17 protein-coding genes are annotated in these 20,197 nt (G+C 74.3%); 8 read left to right on the top strand and 9 right to left on the bottom strand.

What is annotated here, in order from left to right:
- Positions 1-5 precede the first annotated feature (5 nt).
- Positions 6-341 (top strand): hypothetical protein, encoded by a 336-nt coding sequence (locus tag JHE00_RS32560; RefSeq protein ID WP_200325669.1) that lies wholly within the window; start codon positions 6-8, stop codon positions 339-341.
- On the top strand, positions 338-1,744 hold the full coding sequence (locus JHE00_RS32555; protein WP_200325667.1) for a hypothetical protein: 1,407 nt from the start codon (positions 338-340) through the stop codon (positions 1,742-1,744). The genes JHE00_RS32560 and JHE00_RS32555 overlap by 4 nt, the downstream gene beginning before the upstream one ends.
- Before the next feature lie 282 nt (positions 1,745-2,026).
- On the opposite strand, the gene eccB is transcribed toward JHE00_RS32555, so the two are convergent.
- Both eccB and eccD read right to left on the bottom strand, forming a co-directional pair.
- The gene (eccB, locus tag JHE00_RS32550; RefSeq protein ID WP_200325664.1) at positions 2,027-3,448 is read right to left on the bottom strand and encodes a type VII secretion protein EccB; all 1,422 of its coding nucleotides are present in this window, start codon (positions 3,446-3,448) and stop codon (positions 2,027-2,029) included.
- A 5-nt stretch (positions 3,449-3,453) separates the two neighbouring features.
- On the bottom strand, positions 3,454-4,836 hold the full coding sequence (eccD, locus tag JHE00_RS32545) for a type VII secretion integral membrane protein EccD (protein ID WP_200325662.1): 1,383 nt from the start codon (positions 4,834-4,836) through the stop codon (positions 3,454-3,456).
- Between the two features lie 170 nt (positions 4,837-5,006).
- On the opposite strand from eccD, the gene JHE00_RS32540 reads away from it, so the two are divergent.
- Positions 5,007-6,461, top strand: a complete 1,455-nt coding sequence (locus JHE00_RS32540) for a serine/threonine protein kinase (protein ID WP_230425417.1) — start codon at positions 5,007-5,009, stop codon at positions 6,459-6,461.
- A gap of 10 nt (positions 6,462-6,471) precedes the next feature.
- Here the strand turns inward: JHE00_RS32540 and JHE00_RS32535 are convergent, their stop codons facing one another.
- Genes JHE00_RS32535 through JHE00_RS32510 form a run of 6 tightly spaced genes read right to left on the bottom strand, consistent with a single transcriptional unit; the run spans position 6,472 to position 14,601 of the window.
- Entirely contained in the window at positions 6,472-8,601 is a 2,130-nt protein-coding gene (locus JHE00_RS32535) for a transglutaminase-like domain-containing protein (RefSeq protein WP_200325660.1), read from the bottom strand.
- Positions 8,598-9,740 (bottom strand): DUF58 domain-containing protein, encoded by a 1,143-nt coding sequence (locus JHE00_RS32530; RefSeq protein WP_200325658.1) that lies wholly within the window; start codon positions 9,738-9,740, stop codon positions 8,598-8,600. Before JHE00_RS32530 ends, JHE00_RS32535 begins: the two co-directional genes overlap by 4 nt.
- A 2-nt stretch (positions 9,741-9,742) precedes the next feature.
- The gene (locus JHE00_RS32525) at positions 9,743-10,702 is read right to left on the bottom strand and encodes an AAA family ATPase (RefSeq protein WP_200325656.1); all 960 of its coding nucleotides are present in this window, start codon (positions 10,700-10,702) and stop codon (positions 9,743-9,745) included.
- Complete coding sequence (locus tag JHE00_RS35715) at positions 10,699-12,615, bottom strand: fibronectin type III domain-containing protein (protein WP_200325654.1); 1,917 nt, start codon at positions 12,613-12,615, stop codon at positions 10,699-10,701. Before JHE00_RS35715 ends, JHE00_RS32525 begins: the two co-directional genes overlap by 4 nt.
- A 55-nt stretch (positions 12,616-12,670) precedes the next feature.
- On the bottom strand, positions 12,671-13,918 hold the full coding sequence (locus tag JHE00_RS32515) for a sensor histidine kinase (protein WP_200325652.1): 1,248 nt from the start codon (positions 13,916-13,918) through the stop codon (positions 12,671-12,673).
- On the bottom strand, positions 13,915-14,601 hold the full coding sequence (locus JHE00_RS32510) for a response regulator transcription factor (protein ID WP_200325650.1): 687 nt from the start codon (positions 14,599-14,601) through the stop codon (positions 13,915-13,917). Before JHE00_RS32510 ends, JHE00_RS32515 begins: the two co-directional genes overlap by 4 nt.
- A 75-nt stretch (positions 14,602-14,676) precedes the next feature.
- On the opposite strand from JHE00_RS32510, the gene JHE00_RS32505 reads away from it, so the two are divergent.
- From JHE00_RS32505 to JHE00_RS32485, 5 genes are all read left to right on the top strand, one after another.
- Entirely contained in the window at positions 14,677-16,302 is a 1,626-nt protein-coding gene (locus JHE00_RS32505) for an AfsR/SARP family transcriptional regulator (RefSeq protein WP_200325648.1), read from the top strand.
- Positions 16,299-17,342 carry a hypothetical protein gene (locus JHE00_RS32500; protein ID WP_200325646.1) on the top strand — a complete coding sequence of 348 codons (1,044 nt, stop codon included), beginning with the start codon at positions 16,299-16,301 and terminating at the stop codon, positions 17,340-17,342. The genes JHE00_RS32505 and JHE00_RS32500 overlap by 4 nt, the downstream gene beginning before the upstream one ends.
- Positions 17,339-18,016, top strand: coding sequence for a helix-turn-helix transcriptional regulator (locus tag JHE00_RS32495; protein ID WP_200325644.1), 678 nt, complete (start codon positions 17,339-17,341; stop codon positions 18,014-18,016). The genes JHE00_RS32500 and JHE00_RS32495 overlap by 4 nt, the downstream gene beginning before the upstream one ends.
- A 57-nt stretch (positions 18,017-18,073) precedes the next feature.
- Positions 18,074-18,733: a winged helix-turn-helix domain-containing protein gene (locus tag JHE00_RS32490; protein ID WP_200325642.1), complete on the top strand. Its 660-nt coding sequence runs from the start codon at positions 18,074-18,076 to the stop codon at positions 18,731-18,733.
- 88 nt (positions 18,734-18,821) lie between these two features.
- Positions 18,822-19,679, top strand: a complete 858-nt coding sequence (locus JHE00_RS32485) for a glycoside hydrolase family 16 protein (protein ID WP_200325640.1) — start codon at positions 18,822-18,824, stop codon at positions 19,677-19,679.
- On the opposite strand, the gene JHE00_RS32480 is transcribed toward JHE00_RS32485, so the two are convergent.
- The gene (locus tag JHE00_RS32480; RefSeq protein ID WP_200325638.1) at positions 19,676-20,098 is read right to left on the bottom strand and encodes a hypothetical protein; all 423 of its coding nucleotides are present in this window, start codon (positions 20,096-20,098) and stop codon (positions 19,676-19,678) included. The two genes, JHE00_RS32485 and JHE00_RS32480, sit on opposite strands and share 4 nt — an antisense overlap.
- Between the last annotated feature and the right edge of the window lie 99 nt (positions 20,099-20,197).

The following is a 20,197-nucleotide window of genomic DNA, read 5'->3' as shown; positions in this document are numbered from 1 at the left end:
CAGACATGGCCTCTTCGCTCGGTTCCATCAACGCGGCGACCGCTGACGTCGGCGCCGCCGCCGGACAGCTCGATCCCGCGGGTGCCGCGCAGGCACGCGCGGCGGCCGAGCAGATCCTCGCCGGCCACACGCCGTGCGCGAAGGCGCTGCCCGGCTGCCAGAGCCTGCTGGCGGCCGAGCAGGAGGTGGCGAGCCGCTTCACCGAGTTCCTCACGCAGGTCGAGCAGGGCGTCGCGGCCTACCAGGGCATCGCGGTGGCCAGCGCCGACGACTACGTGGCCCGCGACGGCGCCGGCCGCGCGGCCGTGTCGGGCGCCGCGGGCGGGGAGGGCGGCCGGTGAGCGCCATCGCAGGGCTCTCCCAGGAGCTGCAGGAGATCCTCACCACGGCCGTCGCGCAGCGCGCGCACGAGGCGCACCTCTCGTCGAGCCAGGCGAAGTGGGCCGAGCTCGAACAGGGCATGCGCGCCACCATGCAGAGCCTCAGCGGCGGGTCCGCGGCCATGCGGCCCGCGTGGCAGGACGCCGCGGGCGACGGCTACGTGCAGCGACTGGACCGCAGCGCGACGTCGGTGGGCACGTGGCTCGAACCGGGCCCGTCCACCGTCGGCCCCGCGATGCAGGCACTGGTCACGCAGATCGGCACGTCGGTGACGCGCATCGAGGAGCTCGCCGAGCAGTTCAACGAGCTCGTCACGCGGTACAACGCCGTGCGGACCGCGCCGGGCGCGAGTGTGGTGGTGCCGGGCCTCGAGTCGGAGATGCAGCAACTGGTGGCCGACGCGCGCGCCGAACTGACCACACTGGACCAGAAGTTCACCGAGACCGCGAACGTCGTGCGCGGCACCGGACAGGGTGAGGCCTGGGATGGTCCCCTCGCCGCCGGCGGCGCCGCTGGGGGTGGCGCCGGCGGCGGTGCCGGTGGCGCCGGAGGCGCCGGGGGTGCTGCCGCCATGAGCGCCGGTGGTGCCGGAGGTGGCGCCTCGGGCGGTGGCGCCGGGGCTGGTGGTGCCGGTGGCGGTGGCGCGGGCGGCGCGGGTGGCTCTGCGGGCGGCCCCGGATCGGGCTCGCCGGAGGGCGACGCGCCGTCGCTGGCCGGGCTCGGCACACCCGCTCCGCCGGTGTCGGTGCCGCCCGTGGCTCCGGTGGGTGCTCCCCCGGCGACGACGGTGCCTCCGGTCGCTCCCGTGGCCCCGATCGCCGTGCCGCCGGTACGTCCGGTGACGACGGCGGGCGGGGTTCCGCCGGTGCGGCCCGTGACGGCCGCGAGCGCCGCCGCGATGCGCGCGCCGATCGCGGGCCCCGCGGGTGCGGTGAGCGCCGGTATCCCGAAGGCGGCCCGGCCGCCGGGTCCCGCGGCGCCCGAGGCCGCGCAGGCACCGGGGAGGCCACCTGTCGCGTCGGGTCAGGCCGGTGCGGCGGGTCAGAGCGGGGTGGTCGGGGGCAGGATGCCGATGATGGCTCCGATGGCGGGAATGCTCGGCGCGGGCCGCGGCGCCGCCGGAACCGGCGGCGGTGCCCCGAGGGCAGGCACCGCCGCCGCCGACGGCGGGCACCGCAACCGTCCACAGCGGACCGTACCCGGTGTGCCGCCGAAGCTGCGGGGCCGCGGGACTCCGCTGAAGGGCTCCCCCGGCTTCGTGGGCACCTCGCGACGGGCGGGGCGCGACGACGAGGGCACCCTCGACGAGGAGCTCTGGCACGTCACCGCGCCCGCCCAGGCCCCGCTGGACAACTCCCGCTGACCCAAGACCCGGACGTGGCCGGGGACGTCAACTTCCCCCGGCCACGTCCGCCCCCAGCCGGGGACCCTCCATATGCGGTGAAGGGCACCTTTACTGCATTGAACGCACTCAAGGTGCCCTTCACCGCATCCGGCACCGGGCCCGCGGAGAGCCACTCACTCAAAGGGTCGCGGCACAGTCGCACTGCCCGGCCAACGCGGTGAAGGGCACCTTTACCGCGTTGGATGCAGTAAAGGTGCCCTTCACCGCACCGCACGCACGCGGCGGGAGCGACCCGGAGAGTCAGGTGCGCAGGGCTGCTTCCGGGTCCAGGCCGCTGCCCATCGGCAGGCGGGTCACCAGGCCCGCGGGCAGGCGGACGGGCTCCACACCGTCGTAGCCGAGGATCCCGAGCACCTCCCTGGCCGCCAGCGGGTACGCCCGGCCCTGGTCGGTCACGAGCAGCACGGTGCCCGCACTCGCCTCGGCACTGGGCATCACCTCGACCAGCGCGGCCCGGCCCGGCGGGACGAACACGCGGTCGGCCAGCGGCGACCCGCCGTCGGTGCGCAGCGGTGTCTCCATCAGCGAGCCCTCCGAGGGCAGCGCCGCACCCGTGCGCACCGCGGGCGTCGTGGCACCGGGGTCGTAGCTCACGCACACCGCGCGGCTGGCACCGTCCTGCCCGGCGAAACTCGGCCGCCGCACCGGCGCCGAACCCGGGTCGGAGCCCGCCGGCGGCGACTGCCTCGCCTCCGCGGCCGCCGCGAGCCCGAGGGTCACGCCGACGGGCTCGCTGCCGCCGTACGCGGTGGTCGTCGCGGGATCGGCGAGCTGGATGTCGTACTGCAGCGGGGAGATCGGGCGCAGCCGGTCGGGCTCGGCGAGGTAGTGCTGCACGCCGCCGCCCGTGGTCTCGGCCTCGAGCACCTGACCGGCGCGCAGGTCCGGCAGCCGCGGCACCGCCGTCGACGGCGAGCCAGCGCGCGCCACCTCGATGGGTCCGAGCGACTCGCCCGGGGGCAGCACGTCGATCAGCGACATGCCGACCCTGGCCTTGGGCTGGGAGCGCAGCGCCAGCGCCACCGACACCGCGTCGGGCTGGCGGATCCGGTGCCGGTGCCCCTGCCAGATCAGGTACTGGTCACCGGACTCGGGCACCTCCACGAGCAACGCGGCGTCGCCCAGCCCCTGCCCGCCCTCGGGTTCGGCGCCCACCATCAGCACCGACTCGTCCACAGTGGACCCGCTGACGTCGGCGCCGGGCCGCGAGCACAGCGACCATGCGCCGTCGAGCAGCTTGTCGGTACCCGGCAGCGAGTCCGGCGCGTCCGGGATGCCGATGAGCGGCCCGCGCGGGACGTCCATGAGCGACTCGCGCGACACCGAGTGCGTCTCGGCGTTCGCACCGAGCGCCAGCAGCGCCGACGAGTAGTTGAGCACGGGGTGCAGCCGCTCGTTGAGATACACGTAGCGGGTGCCGGTCTCCTTCACCACGAGCACCGAGTCGCCGTCGCGCCAGGCCTTGTCCCCGCCGGGCACGATGAAGCCGTAGACCCCGACGGCGACGAGCGCGAGCACCGTGATGACGATGCTGCCGAACGCCGCACCCGAAGGCCGTTTGAACGGCGGCTGCTCCGGATCGGTCTCCCGGGTGACCAGCGCCGAGATGACCCGCTGGGCCAAGAACTGGTGCGCCTGGAGCTGGTCGCGTTTGGACGCCATCGGCCTCAGCCACCCAGTCCGCGCACGAGGCCGTACAGCCCGAGCACCGAGCACACCACCGGCACGCACGCCAGCACCAGCACGATCTCGAACAGCTCGGCGTAGCGGCCGAGGTAGGCACTGGGCCGTCGTCTGCTGTGGACCAGTCCCAGCGCCGCGATCGCGGCCGCCAGGGCGATGAGCACCGGCACAGCGACCACGAGCAGCCGCGACTGCTCGGCCATGAGCGCGCCCGTGGCGAGCCCGGCGGCACCGGTCAGCCCCGCCGCCAGCACGGGCACGCGCTGCCGCAGCGCGGGGTAGAGCCGCGCGCGCACGCAGAACCCGGCCGAGAGCACGAACAGCAGCACGATCGCCGACACGTCGCCCGCCGCGGAAAGCAGCACCTGGGCGCACGCGGCCACGAACGCGCTCCCCGCCAGCAGCCCGGTGAGCAGGCCGTCGGCCCGCAGCACCGCGGCGTAGACGGCGCGCCGGGGCGGTTGCGGGTCGTCCCTGACGAGGTCCGCCGCGGAGTGCGGCAGCACGGGCATCGGCAGCCTGCCGAGCCGGATCGCGAGCGGGCCGAGCGTGGGTGAGAACACGAGTGCCGCGCCAGCCAGCACGGCAGCGGCGCCCCGGCCGTCGGTGAGCCCGCCGGTGACGGCCCACGCGCCGAGTGCGCCGAGCAGCCCGGTGACGGCACCCGCGACGAACAGCGCGGCGCGTTCGACCACCGCCAGCAGGCCTGCCACCGCCGTCAGCACCAGTGCCGCGCACCCGCCGAGCAGCTGCGCCGCGCCGAACGAGGTGAGCGCGAGGTCACCACCGAACAGCAGTGCACCGCCCGCGAAGGCGCACGGCATCGCGACTGCCGCCGCCACGGCTCCGGCTCCGGCGTCGCCGACCGCCCTGGCCAGCCCGGTGCCCGCGGCGAGCAACAGCGCGGCCAGTGCGAGTGCGGCCCAGCCCGGCGCGGTCCACCCCGGACCCGCGCTCAGGATCGCGACGAGCGCGAGCGCGACCGTCACCGCGCCCGCGGCCAGCCCGGCGCCACGCGTGTCCACGGGGGTCCACAGCCTGCCGGTGCGGCCCGCGCCCGAGGCGATCGCGTCGACGACGTCGTCGTACTCCAGCTCGGGCCAGTGCACCCGGCGGGGTACGAGGTGCAGGATCTCGCCGTCGCGCACGCGCTGGGTGCCGAGTGGACGGCCGTGTTCGAGGGCGGAGCCGTCGGCCCGGTGCAGCACCCAGCCGCTGCCGGTGGCGCCGTCGTCGGCGAGGCCCTCGCCCGCGTGCCGCAGCAGCACCGGCAGCAGCTCGGCCACCGGCGACTGTTCGGGCAGGGCCAGGTCGATCCGCCGGTGCGGGGCCGCGACGGTCACCCTGACCAGACCTGTGGTCGTCATCGGGTCCCTTCCGTGTCCTCGGCTGCGGCAGCAACCTGCCGATCGCGCCGCGCCGCGTGTGGTGCTTCCTACGATGGGCGAGTCCCGCGCCCCGGGGAACGCCCACGGCAGCTAGCGGACACGGCCGGATGACAGACTCGAGTGGCGAAAGCCGGATTGCGAGCACGAGGATGAGCATCACGATGGCCACCGAGGAGACGTTCGGCGAACTGGTTCCGCTCGGCGAGGGACCGGTCGCGACCGTGCTCGCGGCCGTGGACGAGACCAGTGGTCAGGCCTACGCCCTCAAGGTCTTCCCCGGCCGCATCGACCGGCGCACCCGCGCCGAACTGGACGCCGAGCTCGCGATCCTGCACACGCTGCGCGCCACGGTGCCCGTGCTGGCCGCCGACGGCGTCGAGGACACGCCCGACGGACGCAGCGCGCTCCGCATGGAGCTGTGCGCGCAGTCGCTGTCCGAGCTGATCTCCTCGTTCGGGCCGCTGTCGGTGCCCGACGCGCTCGCGCTGGGCGAGGCGCTCGCGGGAGCGCTCGCCGCCACACACCGCGCCGGGCTCGTGCACGGTGCCGTCACACCGGGCAACGTGCTGTTCCGGCCCTCCGGCGAGGCCGTGCTCTCCGACGCCGGGCTCGCGCTGCGCCGCGTGTTCCCTCCCGACCCGATCCGTGCACTCGACTTCCTGCCGCCCGAGACCGTCCGCGACGGCTCCGCCGACGAGCGCTCCGACCTGTACGGACTCGGCGCGATCCTGCACCTGGCACTGTCCGGGGTTTCGCCGCACCAGGGCAAGCCCGGCGAGCAGGAGGGCGAGCGCGTGCTGCGCGTGCTCGCCACCCCGGTGCCGCCGTTGGAGCGGCCCGACCTGCCACCCGGACTGGCGCAGCTGGTGTCGTCGCTGCTGGAGAAGAACGCCGACGCCCGGCCGCTGGACGCCACCTCGGTCGCCACCCGGCTCGGCTCGCTCACTCGGCCCTCCGCGCCCGCCCGGCAGGACAGCGCGTTCGACGACTTCGCCGCCGTCGCCGCACCCCCGGCGGCCACCGGATGGCCACCGCCGCCCGGCCCTGCCGAGCAGACCCAGCCGGTTCCCCGCGTGCGCGCTACGCACCCCGCGCCGTCGGTGCCGTCGGTGCCGTCGGTGCCGCAGCCGAAGCTCGGCGAGCCGGTGCTGGTGTACGGGCCGAAACAGCCACGCAAGCGGCGTTCCCGGCGCGCCCCGGTGCTGGTGGTGATCGCGTCGCTGTCGGTGCTGGCGGTGGCCGCGGTGCTACTGCTCGTGCGCACGCCGAGGGAGGTCACCGAGCCACCGCCGTCTGCCCAGATCGGCGGGCAGGCCGTGCCCGACGCGGCGCAGCCCGATGCGGCACAGCTGGAACTGCTGGACCCGGTCGACCAGGGCAACTTCGTGGAACTGAGCTGGCGCAGCAGCGAAACGCTCGACTACGCGATCATCGTCGTCGCCGAGGGCGCGCCGCAGGAGACCGTCTACGCCCACCGCAAGACGAGCCACCGGCTGCCGGTCGACCCCGTGCTCGGCTACTGCTTCCTCGTCCAGGGCATCAACAGCAACGGCGTGGTCACCGAGAGCCAGCCGAAACCGATCCGCGACGCCGAGTGCGGGTAGTCCCCGGTCTCTAGCGGGGCGCGCGCAGCGCGCGCGGGTTGAGCGCGGCCCGCACCCTGGCCCGCAGGCCCCGGCGGGCGAGCCCGCGGCGCACGTCGCGCACCGCGGCCCACGCACTGGGCCCGGTCTCCTGCCCCACCGGCGCTCCCGACCACAACGCCAGGTCGACCGTCGAGCCGAGCCTGCGCACGCCGTGCACGGTCTCCGCGTCAGCGATCCGGCCCGCCTCGGCGGCCAGGTCGCGCACCGTCATGCCCGCCGACACGACCACGCCGTGGGCCCGCAACCGGTCGCGCGCCTCCTCCCACGCGCCGACCACCGCGCCCGCGCCGTCGCGCCGCCGTCGCCCCCACGCCCGCAGGGCCGTCACCAGCGGCACCCCGGCCACCCAGACCAGGCCCAGACCGAACGGGACACCCAGCAGCAGCCACCACGGGAACGGGCCACCACCGTCGTCCGCGCTCGCGGGCTGCTCGCCCTCCTCGCTCGGCGCCACGGGCGGATCCCGCAGGTCCTCGGGTGGCGGCAGCTGTTCGCGGGCCTCGGCGGTGGCGGCGGCCAGCCCGTCGTCGGAGTCCGATCCGCCCTCACCCTCGGTGCGCGCCGGGTCGAGCGACACCCAGCCGACGCCCTTCACCGCGACCTGCGGCCACGCCAGTACGTCGCCGTTGCGGACCGTGCGCGCGCCATCGTCGCCGGGGGACGGTGCGCGGTAGCCGACCACGAGCCGCGCGGGGATGCCCAGAATCCGCGCCAGCGCCACATAGGACGCGGCGAACTGCTCGCTGGTACCGCGTTTGCTCTCGAGCAGGAACGTCCGCAACTGGGACCACGTGTGCCCCGTCGGGATGTCCTCACCGGTGGCGAGCGAGTAGTTCTCGTGGAAGAAGTTCTCGAGCATCAGGGCGGTGCGAAACGTCGGCCGCATCCCGCGCACGGCCTCGTCGGCGAGCTCCCCGACGCCCTCGGGCACGGTGCCGATTCCGGCGAGCCCGCCCGGAGCTCCGGGGTCGATCCCCGCGCCGCTGAGCACCTCGCCGGTGATCTCCGGCGCCCACCACGTCAGCGAGTAGCTCTCGGCGGCGCCCTGCTCCGGCAGGATCAAACTGCCCTGGTTCTCCTCGACGAGCGGGTCGGCTCCGCGCACCGCGGCGGGCCACGGCTGGCTCGGCAGCCACGGCCCGTCCAGCCCGGTGGGTGCGATCTCCGCGGAGCGCTTGTCCACGTCCACGGTCACCTCTGGCCCGGGCTCGAGCTCCGTGCCCAGCGCTCGGTAGCGGGCTCCCGGCGTCCAGTTGGCGCCGTCGAACTCGGAGAGCACCACCACCGGCCAGCGGTCGGGACTGTCGCCGCGCACCTCGAAGACCGGGGTGTCGGGGTGGGCCAGCCGGTAGGCGATCTCGTCGAGCGGGTTGGCCACGTGCAGGTCCTCGAGCGGCGCGAGCCGGTCCTCCTTGAGCGAGTAGCGCGCGGGCGGCGAGGGCAGCAGCACCCCGGCCACCACGGCGCACACCACGGCGATCCCCACCGGTGCCGCGGCCGCGCGGGCGCGCATCGCGAGGCCCGGTTCCCGCGGCCCTGCGTCGTGCCGGGTCAGCGCGAGCAGCGTGCCGCCGACGGCGGCGTAGGCCAGCGCCGCGAGCGTGGCCGTCCAGCCGGACAGCGCGGCGTAGAGCTGGCTCAGCACCACCACGACCAGGCTCGGCGCCAGCGCGGCGAGCGGTTTCTCGCTGCGGTACCACAGCTCCAGCCCCAGCACGCCTGCCAGCACCACCAGCAGCGGCACGAACAGCAGCAGCGCGGGCACGGGCCGGGCGGGCCAGGTGGACTGCAGCGCCAGCTGCCACGACTCCGTCACGCCGCGCGCGAGCGCCCCGAGCGTCTCGCCGGTCGGCAGGCCCGCCGCCGTCGTGGCGAACACCGTGGTCTCGGCCACCGCGAGCAGGCCGACCAGCACGAGCAGCAGCGGCCGCCACGGCACGAGCGACTCGCGGCGCGACGCGAACACCGCGACGGCGAACAACACCAGTGCGGGCACGAGCACCGGCAGCAGCAACGCGGGCACCCCGAACACGGGCGCGAACAACAGACCGGCGAGCGCGGCCGCCAGCGCGACGCAGAGCGGGGGCACGATGCTCACGAGGCCACCTCGTTCCACTGCCGCACCGCCTGCTCGGCGCCGGCCGCGCTCAGCACACGCGCACCGGCCACCGCGGCGGCGTGCTGTTCGAGCTCGCCGAGCGCGAACAGGAAGATCGCCGAGAACCGGTTGCGCAGCCAGGACAGCGACGTCAGCTCGGCCTCGGGCGAGGTGACCAGCACCAGGCAGCCGCCGGTCCCCCGGCTCGCCGAGAGCAGGTCGGGCACCACGGCGGCACCGGCCTCACCGGTCTGCGTCACCTCGGCCAGCTCGTCGAGCAACAGCCGCGCCGCGTGCACCCCGCCTGCCGTGGGCAGGTCGCTGCCCGCCGACGTGACGAGCCTGCTGTGGTGCCCGGCCCGCGCCGACGCCGACAGCAGCGACGCGGCGAGGTCGACGCCCTCCTCGAAGCTCGACTCCGACAGCGAACCGGGCCGCGTGTCGAGCAGCACCGTGAACCGCGGCTGCTGAGGATCGGCGAGGTCGCGGACCATCAGGCGCCCGGTGCGCGCGGTCGCCTTCCAGTGCAGGTGCCGCACCTCGTCGCCGGGCACGTACTCGCGCACGTCCTGCAGGTCCACCGACCCGCGCAGCGAGTCGTCGGTGGAGGCTCCCTCGTGGTGGTGCCGAGGGTGCCCGCCCACGAGCGCCCGCGCGGGCAGCTGCCGGGGATGCACCCACAGCGCCGAGGTCTCCCCCGTCGGCAAGCGGTTGCGGGCCAACGCGAACGGGTCCACGCGGTGCAGCGTCAGCGGGCCGACGGTCAGCCTGCCGCGCCTGCGCGTGGGCAGCTCGTAGTGATAGGTCGCCTCGGCGCCGGGCTGCAGTGGCCGCACCCGCACGGTCTGCGGCTCGTCCCCGAGACCGTCGGTGGCGAGCAGTGCGGGCTGACGTCCCGTGCCGGGGTTGCGCACCCGCAGCCGCGCGACGGCCGGGCTGCCGCGCTCGACGCGGTCCGGGTACACGATCCGTTCCACCGCCACCCGCAGCCCGCGCGCGGTGAGCACGATCGCGGCGACCACCGCGCCCAGCAGCACCGCGCCGAGCGCGCGCAACAACGGATATCCGCCCCAGTGCCCGCCGGCGAGCAGCACGACGGCCAGGACGAACACGACGACACCGCGCCGGGTCAGGCGCATCCTCACCTGCCGGCGGCGTTGGTCGCCGGAGCGGGCGTGGAGGCCAGCACCTCCGTGACGACCTCGGCCGTGCCCCGCTGGTTCAGCTCGGCGTCCGCGGTGAGGATCAGCCGGTGGGCGAGCACGGGCACGGCGACGTCCTTGATGTCGTCGGGCGTGACGAACGTGCGGCCGTCGGTGGCGGCCAGCGCCTGCGCGGTGCGCACCAGCGCGATGCTGCCGCGCGGGCTCGCGCCGAAGCGCACGGCGGCGTGCTCGCGCGTGGCCGCGGTGAGCCGCGCGGCGTACTCGACGACGGCGCGGTCGAGATAGGACATCCGCACCTCCTCGATCGCCTCGCGCAGCGCGCCGATGTCCACGACCGTCGGCAGCTGCTCGGGGCTCACGCCCGCGCACTCGCTCATGATCACGAGCACCTCGGAGCCCACGTCGGGATAGCCCACCGACAGCCGCATCAGGAACCGGTCGAGCTGCGCCTCCGGGAGCCGGTAGGTGCCCTCCATCTCGATGGGGTTCTGCGTGGCCACCACGAGGAACGGCCTGGGCACCTCGTGGGTGACGCCGTCCACGGTCACGCGCCGCTCCGACATCACCTCGAGCAGCGCCGACTGCGTCTTCGGCGTGCCGCGGTTGATCTCGTCGGCCACCACGACGTTCGCGAACACGGCGCCGCGGTGGAAGCCGAACTCCTCGGACTTCTGGTGGTACACGTTCACGCCGGTGACGTCACCGGGCAGCAGGTCGGGCGTGAACTGGATGCGGCTCCACTGCCCGCCGATGCTGCGGGCGATGCAGCGCGCCAGCGTGGTCTTGCCGAGCCCCGGCACGTCCTCGATGAGCAGATGTCCCTCGGCCAGCAGGGCGGCCACGGCCAGCCGGACGAGCTCCGGCTTGCCGCGGATGACCTGCTGGACGTTGGTGGAGATCAGCGAGGAGATTTCCCCGGCCTTCGTACCGTTCACCCTGACACCCAGACGATCTCGTTCGATTTGTACTGCCCGTCTACCACGACCCAGACAGTGTCACCGACACCGCCATAGTGGAACGCCTCGAACGTCACCGAACCGGTGGAGTCGGTGGTCCAGGTCGCCCCGCCGTTGTTATAGATGGGATCGGAGGAGTCAGGGACGATGGTGTAGTCGGTGTTCGGCGCGAAGCCGGACATCGTCACCAGCATCAGACCGCAGACCGGGGCCTCGCAGTTCTCGTCGTAGGTCTCCGTGCGGCCACGTTCCACCGTGACGACGGGCTCCTGCTCCACCGGCACCAGCGTCTCCGTCGTCGCCGGGGCACCGCGGCCCGCGCTGTTCTCCGCCACCACGGTGACGGTGTAGACCACACCCTGTTCGAGTCCGGAGAGGACGGTCGAGCGGCCGTCGCCGCCGAGGCTCGTCGCCCCTCCGCCACCGTTCGCCGACGACCACGACACGTGATACGCCGTCACGGCGGCGCCGTTGGCGGGGGCCTCGCCCCACGAGACGAGCACGTTGCCGTCCTGGGGCGGCGCCGCGAGACCCGGCGGAACGCCGGGCGGGCTCGCCGGCACCGGGGGCGGTGGCGGCGGTGGTGGTGGCGGCGGTTCCGGCGGCGCGGGTGGCGGCGCCGGTTCCTCGGTGGGCTCCGGCGGCGGCTCGGGAGCGCCGGTGTCGTCGCTGGCCACCACGTCCGGGTTCGACGGCGGCGGTGGCGGCGGTGGCGGCGGGTCGGGCTGACGTTCCGGCTCGCCCTGCGGCGGCGCGGGCTCGTCCGGCGGCGGCTGGGGCGAACCCTCACCCTCATCGTCGCCCTCGCCCACCACGGGCACCTCGTTGAGGGCGCCGTCGTGGTCGACCACCAGCACGTGCTCGCCCTCGGCACCGTCGACGTAGACCCGCGAGTCGGCGCCGCGCGTGAGCCGGGGGTCGCCCGTCTCCTTCGGTACCTCGCCGGTCTCCTTGCGGGAGCCGTCGCCGTCGTAGGTGAACACGGAGTTGCCCTCGCGGTCGAGCAGCACCACCGTGTTGCCGCTGACCGTCGGGGGCGCGAAGTCGCCCTCGGGCAGCGAGACCGTCACGGGCGCGCCGGGTGAGCGGCCCTCGTCGAGTCCCGAGGTGTCCACCAGGTGCAGGCGGCCGGCGTCACCGTCGAGGACCGCGAGCTTGCCCGCGGCGTCCACGGGCGCCACCTGCGCGGAGCCCGGCACGTCGAACCCCAGGTCCATCGCCTTCTCGCCCAGACCGTCGCCGCTGACCCTGCGCAGCGTGTCGTCGGTGGTGTCGACGAACGCCGGGCCGTCGCCCACCACGGTCAGCGCGCCGTCGTGGCCGGTCGGCGCCGCGGCGGGGCACGAGATGCGGTCGGCGTCGGAGGGCAGGCTGCAGAGCACCCCGGTGTCGACGCGGTGCAGCCACAGCGTCCCGTCCGGGGTGGTCACCGGGTCGGCCAGCTGACCGCCCGCGGGGATCGTCTTGGCGGGATCACCCAGCCGCACGACGGTGCCCGCCTCGCGGTACACGAGGTACGGACCACCGGGCGCCTCCACGGCCACCGGGCGCTCCCCGGTCGGCGGCGTGAGGCTGCGCTCCACCGTGAGGCTCGACTTGCCGAACTCGATGATCCGCGAGTCGCCGACGACGTATCCGCTGGTCTCGCCCTGCACCACCTGGCTGCCCGGCTCGATGCCGGGCACCTTCGCGCGCGCGTCGACGGTCTTGGCCGAGCCGTTGACGTGGAAGACCAGCCCCAGGTCGGCGTGAGCGACCCAGTGTCCTTCCTGCACGAACTGCAGCCCGGTCGCGGGCTGGTTGGCCGAGGTGAGGGCGGCGACCACGGCCCCGACGCAGACGGCGACCAGCGCCACCAGAGGGAGCCGTCGCCGCACACCTGTCCCGTTCACGCGTCGAGCATAAGAGAAGAGGTACACGGATGGTCTACTTTCGATACACCGTCGATCAGGAATCAGCAGGTGGAAGCGCCAGCTCGAAGATCGCGCCGCCCTCCTCGGCGTTGTAGACGCGCAGCACGCCGCCGTGGGACTGGGCCACCCATCGCACGATGGACAGGCCCAGACCACTCGAACCACCGGTGCTGGCGAAGCGGTCGAAGTTGTTCTCGGCCACGGACGGGTCGATGCCCGGCCCGTGGTCGGCGACGGTGACCCGCCCGCCCGCGACGGTGATGTGCACGATCGCCTCGGCGCCGGGCTGGCGACCGTAGCGCAGGGCGTTGTTCAGCAGGTTGCTGACGGCACGCTGGACCAGGGCCGGATCGGCGTTGACCCTGGTCGGGGCGGTCGTCACGGTCACCCGGGCGCCCTCGGTGGGGGTCTCGTCGACGACGGTGGTGACCAGCTGGTCGAGCCACACCGGCTGCAGCGAGATCACCTCCACCCCGGCCGCGAGTCTGGCGCGCACCAGCAGGTCGTCGATGATCCCGCCCATCCTGGCCGCGAGCCGCACCGTGCGCGGCAGCAGCTCGGGACTCTCCGCGGGGTTGCGCATCGCGGTCTCGGCCAGCGCGCGCAGCGCCGCCACCGGCGTGCGCAGGTCGTGGGCGGTCTCGGCGAGCAGCACCTCCTGCTGTTCCAGCGCGGCCGTGGCCGGCCGGATGGCTCTGCCCGCCAGGAACCAGCCCGCGCCCCCGACCGCGGCCAGCAGCAGCACGCAACCGCCGATCACGTACAGGATCATGTCGTTGTGCCGGTCCAGCTCGGGTTCGGCGTCGCTCACCGCCACGACCGACACCCCGAACTGGCCGGTCGAGACGCGGAACGGCTCGGCACCGAAGCGCAGCAGCCTGCCGTCGGTGGCGCGCGTGTACCCGGCGATCCACCGGCCCGCGGCCGAGGCCTCCTCGGCCAGCGTGCGGTAGGTGCCCTCGGCCACCGGCACGCACGAGCGCTTGCTGAGGTGACCGTCGAACTGTTCGAGCCCGCCGGGCATCACCGCGAACTGCGGGCACAGCGAGTTCAGCTCGTCGGTCGACACCCTGGCGGTCGTGAGCGTGCCGTCGTAGTCCAGCAGCCGCGAGACCGTGGAGGTGACGCGGCGCAGTTCGGAGTCGAGACGCTGTTCGCCGTGCTCGGCGTCGGCGCCCAGGATCAGCCAGGCGAACACGATGAGCCCGACGGCGTTGAGCGCCGTGAACAGCGCGGTGAGCAGCAGACGCAGCCTGCGCAGCCGGTCGGTCGACGAGTTCACGAGGCCAGCCGGTAGCCGACACCGCGCACGGTGTGGACGAGCTCGGGCTCGCCGAGCTTGCGCCGCAGCCGCCGCACCACGACGTCCACCACATTGGACATCGGGTCGGCGGTGGTGTCCCAGCAGTGTTCGATGAGCTCGCCCCTGGGCACGGCCTGCTCCGGCCGGGCCAGCAGGTACTCGAGCACCGCGAACTCCTTGTCGGTGAGGGTCAGCAGCACACCGTCACGGCGCAGTTGCCTGCGGGCGCAGTCGAGCTCCAGCCCGGCGTGCGAGAGCACCGAGGGCCTGCCCGCGCCCGAACGGCGGCACAGCGCCAGCACGCGCGCGCTCATCTCCGCGACGGCGAAAGGCTTGACGAGGTAGTCGTCGCCGCCGTGCTCGAACCCGGCGACGCGGTCGGCGAGCGAGTCGCGCGCGGTGAGGAACAGGACCGGCACCGCCCACCCGGCCTGCCTGCGTCGGTGCACGAAACCGATGGCGTCGCCGTCGGGCAGCATCCGGTCGAACACGGCGCAGTCGTAGTCGGCCGCGCTCAGCGCCGCGTCGGCTGCCGCGAGGTCGGCGGCGGTGTCAACCCGCAGGCCAGAAGCTGTCAGCTCGGTGCTCACGGCCAGCCGGAGATCCTCGTCGTCCTCGATCACGATCACCCGTGCGGGTGAGGTCTGGGCGGCTCGTGTCATCGGATCCTCATGTGCACCCAGAGATCGTAAAGGCCAGACCCAGCGCTGCCGATCCGAACGAAAGGTGCGTGCACGGTGCTGTTCCTTGTCCTGGGCCCTCTCGAGGTACGCGGTCGCGACGGCGCGGCCGTGCGACTCGGCGCCGGCAAGCCCGCCGCGGTACTGGCGGCTCTGCTGGTGCAGCCTAACGCCTGGGTCGGCGTGGAACAGCTGATCACGAGCACCTGGCAGGAACAGGCCGCACCCGCCTCGGCGGAGTCGAACCTCAAGACCTATGTCTGGCAGCTGCGCCGGGTCCTGCCCGCCACCGAGGGCGAGGCGCCCCGCATCGAGAGCAGGCCCGGCGCCTACCGGCTGCGCGTGGCCGACGACGAGCTCGACGCCGGGCTGGCCGACACGCTCGCGGTGACGGCGCAGCGGGCCGCCGAGCGCGGCGACGCCGCGGCGGCGGAGAACGCGGCCGAGCAGGCACTGGCGCTGTGGCGCGGCGACGCGTTCGAGGGGCTGGACCTGCCCGCGTCCGCGGGCGAACACTTCGGCGAGCTGCACCGGCGGCTGCGCGAGACCCTCGCCGGGGCGCGGCTGGCCCGCGGCGACGCGGCCGGAGCCGTGCCGGTGCTGCGCGAGCTCACCGCCACCGACCCGCTGCGCGAGAGCGCCTGGGCGTTGCTGGTGCGGGCGCTGCACGCGCAGGGCCGCCGCGCGGAGGCGCTGACCGCCTACCGTGCGGCCAGCGAGGCGCTCGCCACCGAACTCGACGCCGAGCCCGGTCCCGAACTCACCCGTGCCGCCCGCGTCTGCGCCGGCGGCGCCCCACGCCGGGAGCTGCCTCGCGACGTGCCCGCCTTCACCGGGCGGACACGCGAGCTCGCCGCGGTGTGCGAGGCCTCGGGCCCGGTGCTCGTCGACGGGATGCCGGGCACGGGCAAGACGGCGCTGGCCGTGCACGCCGCGCACCGGATCGCCCGCCACTACCCCGGAGGGCAGCTCTTCGTGGGCCTGCACGGCTCCGGTCCCCGGCCGGTGACCGCGGCCGACGCGCTGGCCCGGCTGCTGCGCGCGTTCGACGTGCCGGTTCCCTCCGATGTGGACGAACGGGCCGCGCGCTGGCGCGACGTCACGGCCACCCGGCGCGTGCTGCTGGTGCTCGACGACGCGGCCGGCGCCGCACAGGTGGAGCCGCTGCTGCCCGCGGGCGGCGGCTGCCGCACGATCGTGACCACGCGCGACCGGAGCTGGCACGTCGACGGCGCCGTGCGTGTCGCGCTCGCCCCGCTGGGCGCCGTGAGCGCGGTGGAGCTGTTCCGTACGCTCGCGGGCTCGCCCACCGCGCGCCACGCCGACCTCATCGCGATCACCCGCGAGTGCGGCGGCCTGTCGGCGGCCGTGCGCGACGCCGCGGCGTTCCTGCACTCGCGTCCACACTGGACTGTGCAGCGGCTCGCGACCGAGTTCGACCCGTGCCGCGTGTTCGCCGGCACGCTCACCTCGCTCGCCGCGCAGCTCGGCCCGGAGCGGCTGCGCAGACTGGGCGACCTCTCCCAGACGGGCACCGCGGCACGGGAGCAGCTCGTCGACGAGGGGCTGCTCGACGCGGAACCCGCGGGACACCGTGAGCACGCGCTGCTGCGCCATCTCGCCCGCTGCGGCAGGTGCGCACCGGCCGGGCTGCTCCGGAGCACGGAAGGCAGGGCGGCATGACGGCGACAGCGACGGCAACCCCGGCCACACCATCGACCGAGCAGGCGCAGCTGCCCGTGCTGCGCATCGTGTGCTGGCAGCTCAGCCTGGTGCTCGTCGTCACCGGCCTCGGCACGGTGTGGCCCGTCGCGGCCGCCGGTGTGGTGCTGCTCGCCGCGAGCGCCGCCCGGTTCCGCGGCGAGTGGCTGTCCACAGTGGCCGCACGGCTGGTGCGGCTCTCGGTGCGCCGCAGGGCGCGCGACCTGCCGGCGCAGTCCGGCGCGCTCGCCCTGCTGGAGTCGCTCGCCCCGGGCTCGCGGGTCCGCACCGCCGAGCTGGCGGGCACCGAGGCGGCGGTACTGAGCCGACCTGAGGAGCTGCTGACGGTGCTCGGCCCCGCGGGCGCCAACCCGGCCGAGCTGGCCAGGACCGCGCTCACGGGCTCGCTGCTGCCCGAACCCGCCGCGCCAGGACCCGCGCTGCGGCTGCGGCTCGTGCTGCACCGCGGTCCCCGCCAGCAGGAGCCCAAGGTGTGGCTCGCCGTACGCGCGGAGCGCGAGCCCGCGTTTCCCGGCGACGAGGACCTCGGCGTGGCGCTGGGCAACACCGTGCGGCGCGTGTCGCGCAGGCTGCGCGCGCTGCGCCTGACCGTCGCCCCGCTGACCGAACAGGAACTGCTCGCCACGATCACCGCTCTCAGCCACACCGGCCCCGGCCGCGAGGCGCTGCGCGAGAACCGGCGCTTCTGGCGGGCGGGTCCGGTGACGCAGGCCGGAATCCGCGTGACCGGGCTGGCCGCGCGCCCCGGCCGGGAGGGGCTTCCCGTACTGGAGAGCCTCGTCGCGTCGGTGCCCGCCGTGGCCTGCACCGCGGCGCTGGACTGCGCGCCCGGCGCGCCCGCGGTGCTGCGCCTGGCCGCCACCACCGAGCACGCGGTGGACGCCGCCGTGGACCAGCTGGCCCGCATGGCGCCCGCGCTCGGCGTCGCGCTCGAACGTCTCGACGGGCGGCACGCGCCCGCACTCGCCGCCACACTGCCGATCGGAGGGAGCTCAGCATGACCACCCACACCCTGTCCCGGGTCTCGGTGCTGCGCGCACCGGAGCGCGTGCCGACCCACGCCGGGATCGACGCCCACCTGGCCGCCGCCGACCACGAGGTGATCATCAGCGCCCCGTGCGCGCTCGGCACGGGTGATCCCATCGCCATGGTGCGCGGACTGGACCACCACAACCTGCGCCGCGGAGTGCGCTACCGCGTGCTGCTGCCGGACCGCGCACGCACCGCGCCGGTGCTCGCGGCCCGGCTCGGTGCGCTCGCGCTGGCGGGCGCCGAGGTGCGCACGATGCCCGAGGTGCCGATGGCGGCACTGGTGATCGACGGCGAGCTCGCCGTACTGCCCAGCGGCAAGGGCGAGAGCGGGGTCGCACTGTTCCAGCTGCCCAGCGTGGTCAACACGTCGGTGGAGCTGTTCGAGCGCGTGTGGCCCTCGGCCGTGCCGCTCGCGGCGGGCGAGGTGCCCGCGGACGGGGAGCTGGGCGAGCGCGAGCGCGAGCTGCTGTCGCTGCTCTCGGCGGGCTGCACCGACGAGTCCGCGGCGGCCAGGCTGGGCATCTCGGTGCGCACGGTGCGGCGCATGGTCTCCACGATCATGAGCAAGCTCGGTGCGCGCAGCCGGTTCCAGGCCGGGGTGAAGGCCGCCGACCGGGGCTGGCTGGAGCTGCACGCGAGCTGAGCCACACCGGGCGGGCCTGAGCGTGCCCGGCCGGGCACGGACCGCTACCGTGCAGGGGTGCGCGTGCTGGTCACCGAGGACGACGAGAACCTCAGGGTGGCCGTCGAGGCGTCACTGCGTGGTGCGGGGTTCGCGGTCGACGCCGCCACCGATCTCCCCGCGGCCGACGAGGCGCTGAGCGTCAACGCCTACGACTGCGCCGTGTTCGACCGGATGTTGCCCGCGGGCGACGCGCTGCACTACGTGGAGCGGCGGCGCCAGGGCGGCTGGGGCGTCCCGGTCCTGTTCCTCACCGCGCGCGACGCCGTCGCCGACCGCATCGCGGGACTGACGTGGGGCGACGACTACCTCGTGAAGCCCTTCGCCGTGGCCGAGCTGGTCGCGCGCGTGCGCAGCCTGTGCCGCCGGGGCACCACACTGCCCGCGCCGGTGCTGCGCGTCGCGGACATCGAGCTCGACAGCGGGCGCCACGAGGCGAGCCGCGGTGGCGAGCGGCTTTCCCTGACCACCAAAGAGTTCCTGGTGCTGGAGCGACTGCTGAGCGCGGACGGCGAGCCGGTCTCGCGCGCGGAGCTGATCGGCGCGGCGTGGGACGAGCTGGTGGCCCCCGCGTCCAATGTGCTCGATGTGCTCATCGCGCAGCTGCGCCGCAAACTCGGTGCGCCACCGGTGCTGCACACGGTGCGCGGCGTCGGCTACGTGCTCGAGGACCGGTAGGCAGCAACCGGACAGTGCGGTTGCCGCGGCACCGGCGACTGATCGACGCTTCCTGCCGGACCACACCTGAATCCGGGGAGGAATTCACATGCGGGCTCGATCGCTCAGGGCGCTGGCCGCCTGCGGCGCCGCGGCACTGTTCCTGATCACCACCACCGGCGCCGCGCAGGCGCCGGACCAGACCGGCGAGGGTGCCGCACAGGCGCCGCGACAGGCCGACAGCGCGGCCGAACGCTACGGATGGGGCGCTCCGATCGAGGAGGGCACGGACGAGTTCAACTACGGCTCCCCCGAGGAACCGGCCGTGCCCGACCAGGCGAAGTGGAACCTCGCGGGCGGCGAAGGCGAGTGCTGGCCGGGCCACGACGGCAACGGGCAGCGCTGTGACAAGAACTCGAGGGTCGTCGGTGGCGTGCTCCAGATGACCGGCGAGGCGAACGGCGACTCGGGCTGGATCGGCTCGACCTTCGGCCAGCAGTACGGCCGGTGGGAGGCGCGCGTGCGCTCGGAGCCGACCGGAGAGAACAACGGCAGGCAGTACCACCCGCTGCTGATCCTCTGGCCCGACTCCGACCGCTGGCCGCAGGACGGCGAGTACGACTACCTCGAGAACATGGCGCCCGGCGAGGACTGCGCCGAGGCGTTCATCCACTACCCGCACAACCCGGACGTCGAGGTGCAGCAGGAGTTCGCGCAGCAGTGCGGCGTGGACCTGACGCAGTGGCACAACGTCGCCGTGGAGTGGACGGCCGACCACATCAAGGGCTTCATCGACGGCGAGGAGTGGTTCAGCTTCTCGGGCGGCGCCAACGACGTGCGTGAGTGCATCCAGTGCGCGCCGTCGATGCACCAGACCATCCAGCTCGACAACTTCGACGGTGAGGACATGCAGCCCGCGCTGTACGAAGTGGACTGGACGCGGGTGTACCCGCCTTCGGCGAACTAGCGGATCACGCGGACCGACGGCTCCTCGTCGTGCGAGCGCTGTTCGCGCGACGGGGCCGTCAGGTCCAGCTCGACCCAGCGGGTGGCGCCATCGGTGCCGTCAAGGTCGCTCGCGGCGGCGAGCGAGGTCACGAGCTCGACTCCCGTGCGCTGCCCGGAATCCTCCGGCACGAGCTCCGCGGGCACGCCGTCCAGTTCGATCCGGACGCACTGGCCCGGTGTCAGGGTCAGCCCGATCCGCACGGGCTCGGCCGACACCGACAGCGCGAGCGTGGCGAGTTCGTTCACCACCAGCTCGGCATCGGTCACCACGTGCTCGTGACATCCGGCCAGCAGGGTCCGGAGGTCCCGTCGCAGAGACGACAGTTCCCCCGCACTGGTCAGCGTCCGTTTCGACTCGTAAGTCCGCGGACGTGCCATGTCTGTCACTTCTCCATCACCATCCGCTGTGGTCTCAACGTTGGAAACGGGGACGTACCCCATCCGGCTGACACTGAAACACGCGTTGTGCGACGCCGG

Origin of the sequence: Prauserella cavernicola (assembly GCF_016595675.1) — a bacterium.
GTDB classification, from domain to species: Bacteria; Actinomycetota; Actinomycetes; order Mycobacteriales; family Pseudonocardiaceae; genus Prauserella_A; species Prauserella_A cavernicola.
The sequence above is the reverse complement of the archived record's forward strand: the minus strand, read 5'-3'. Positions and strand labels throughout refer to the sequence as shown.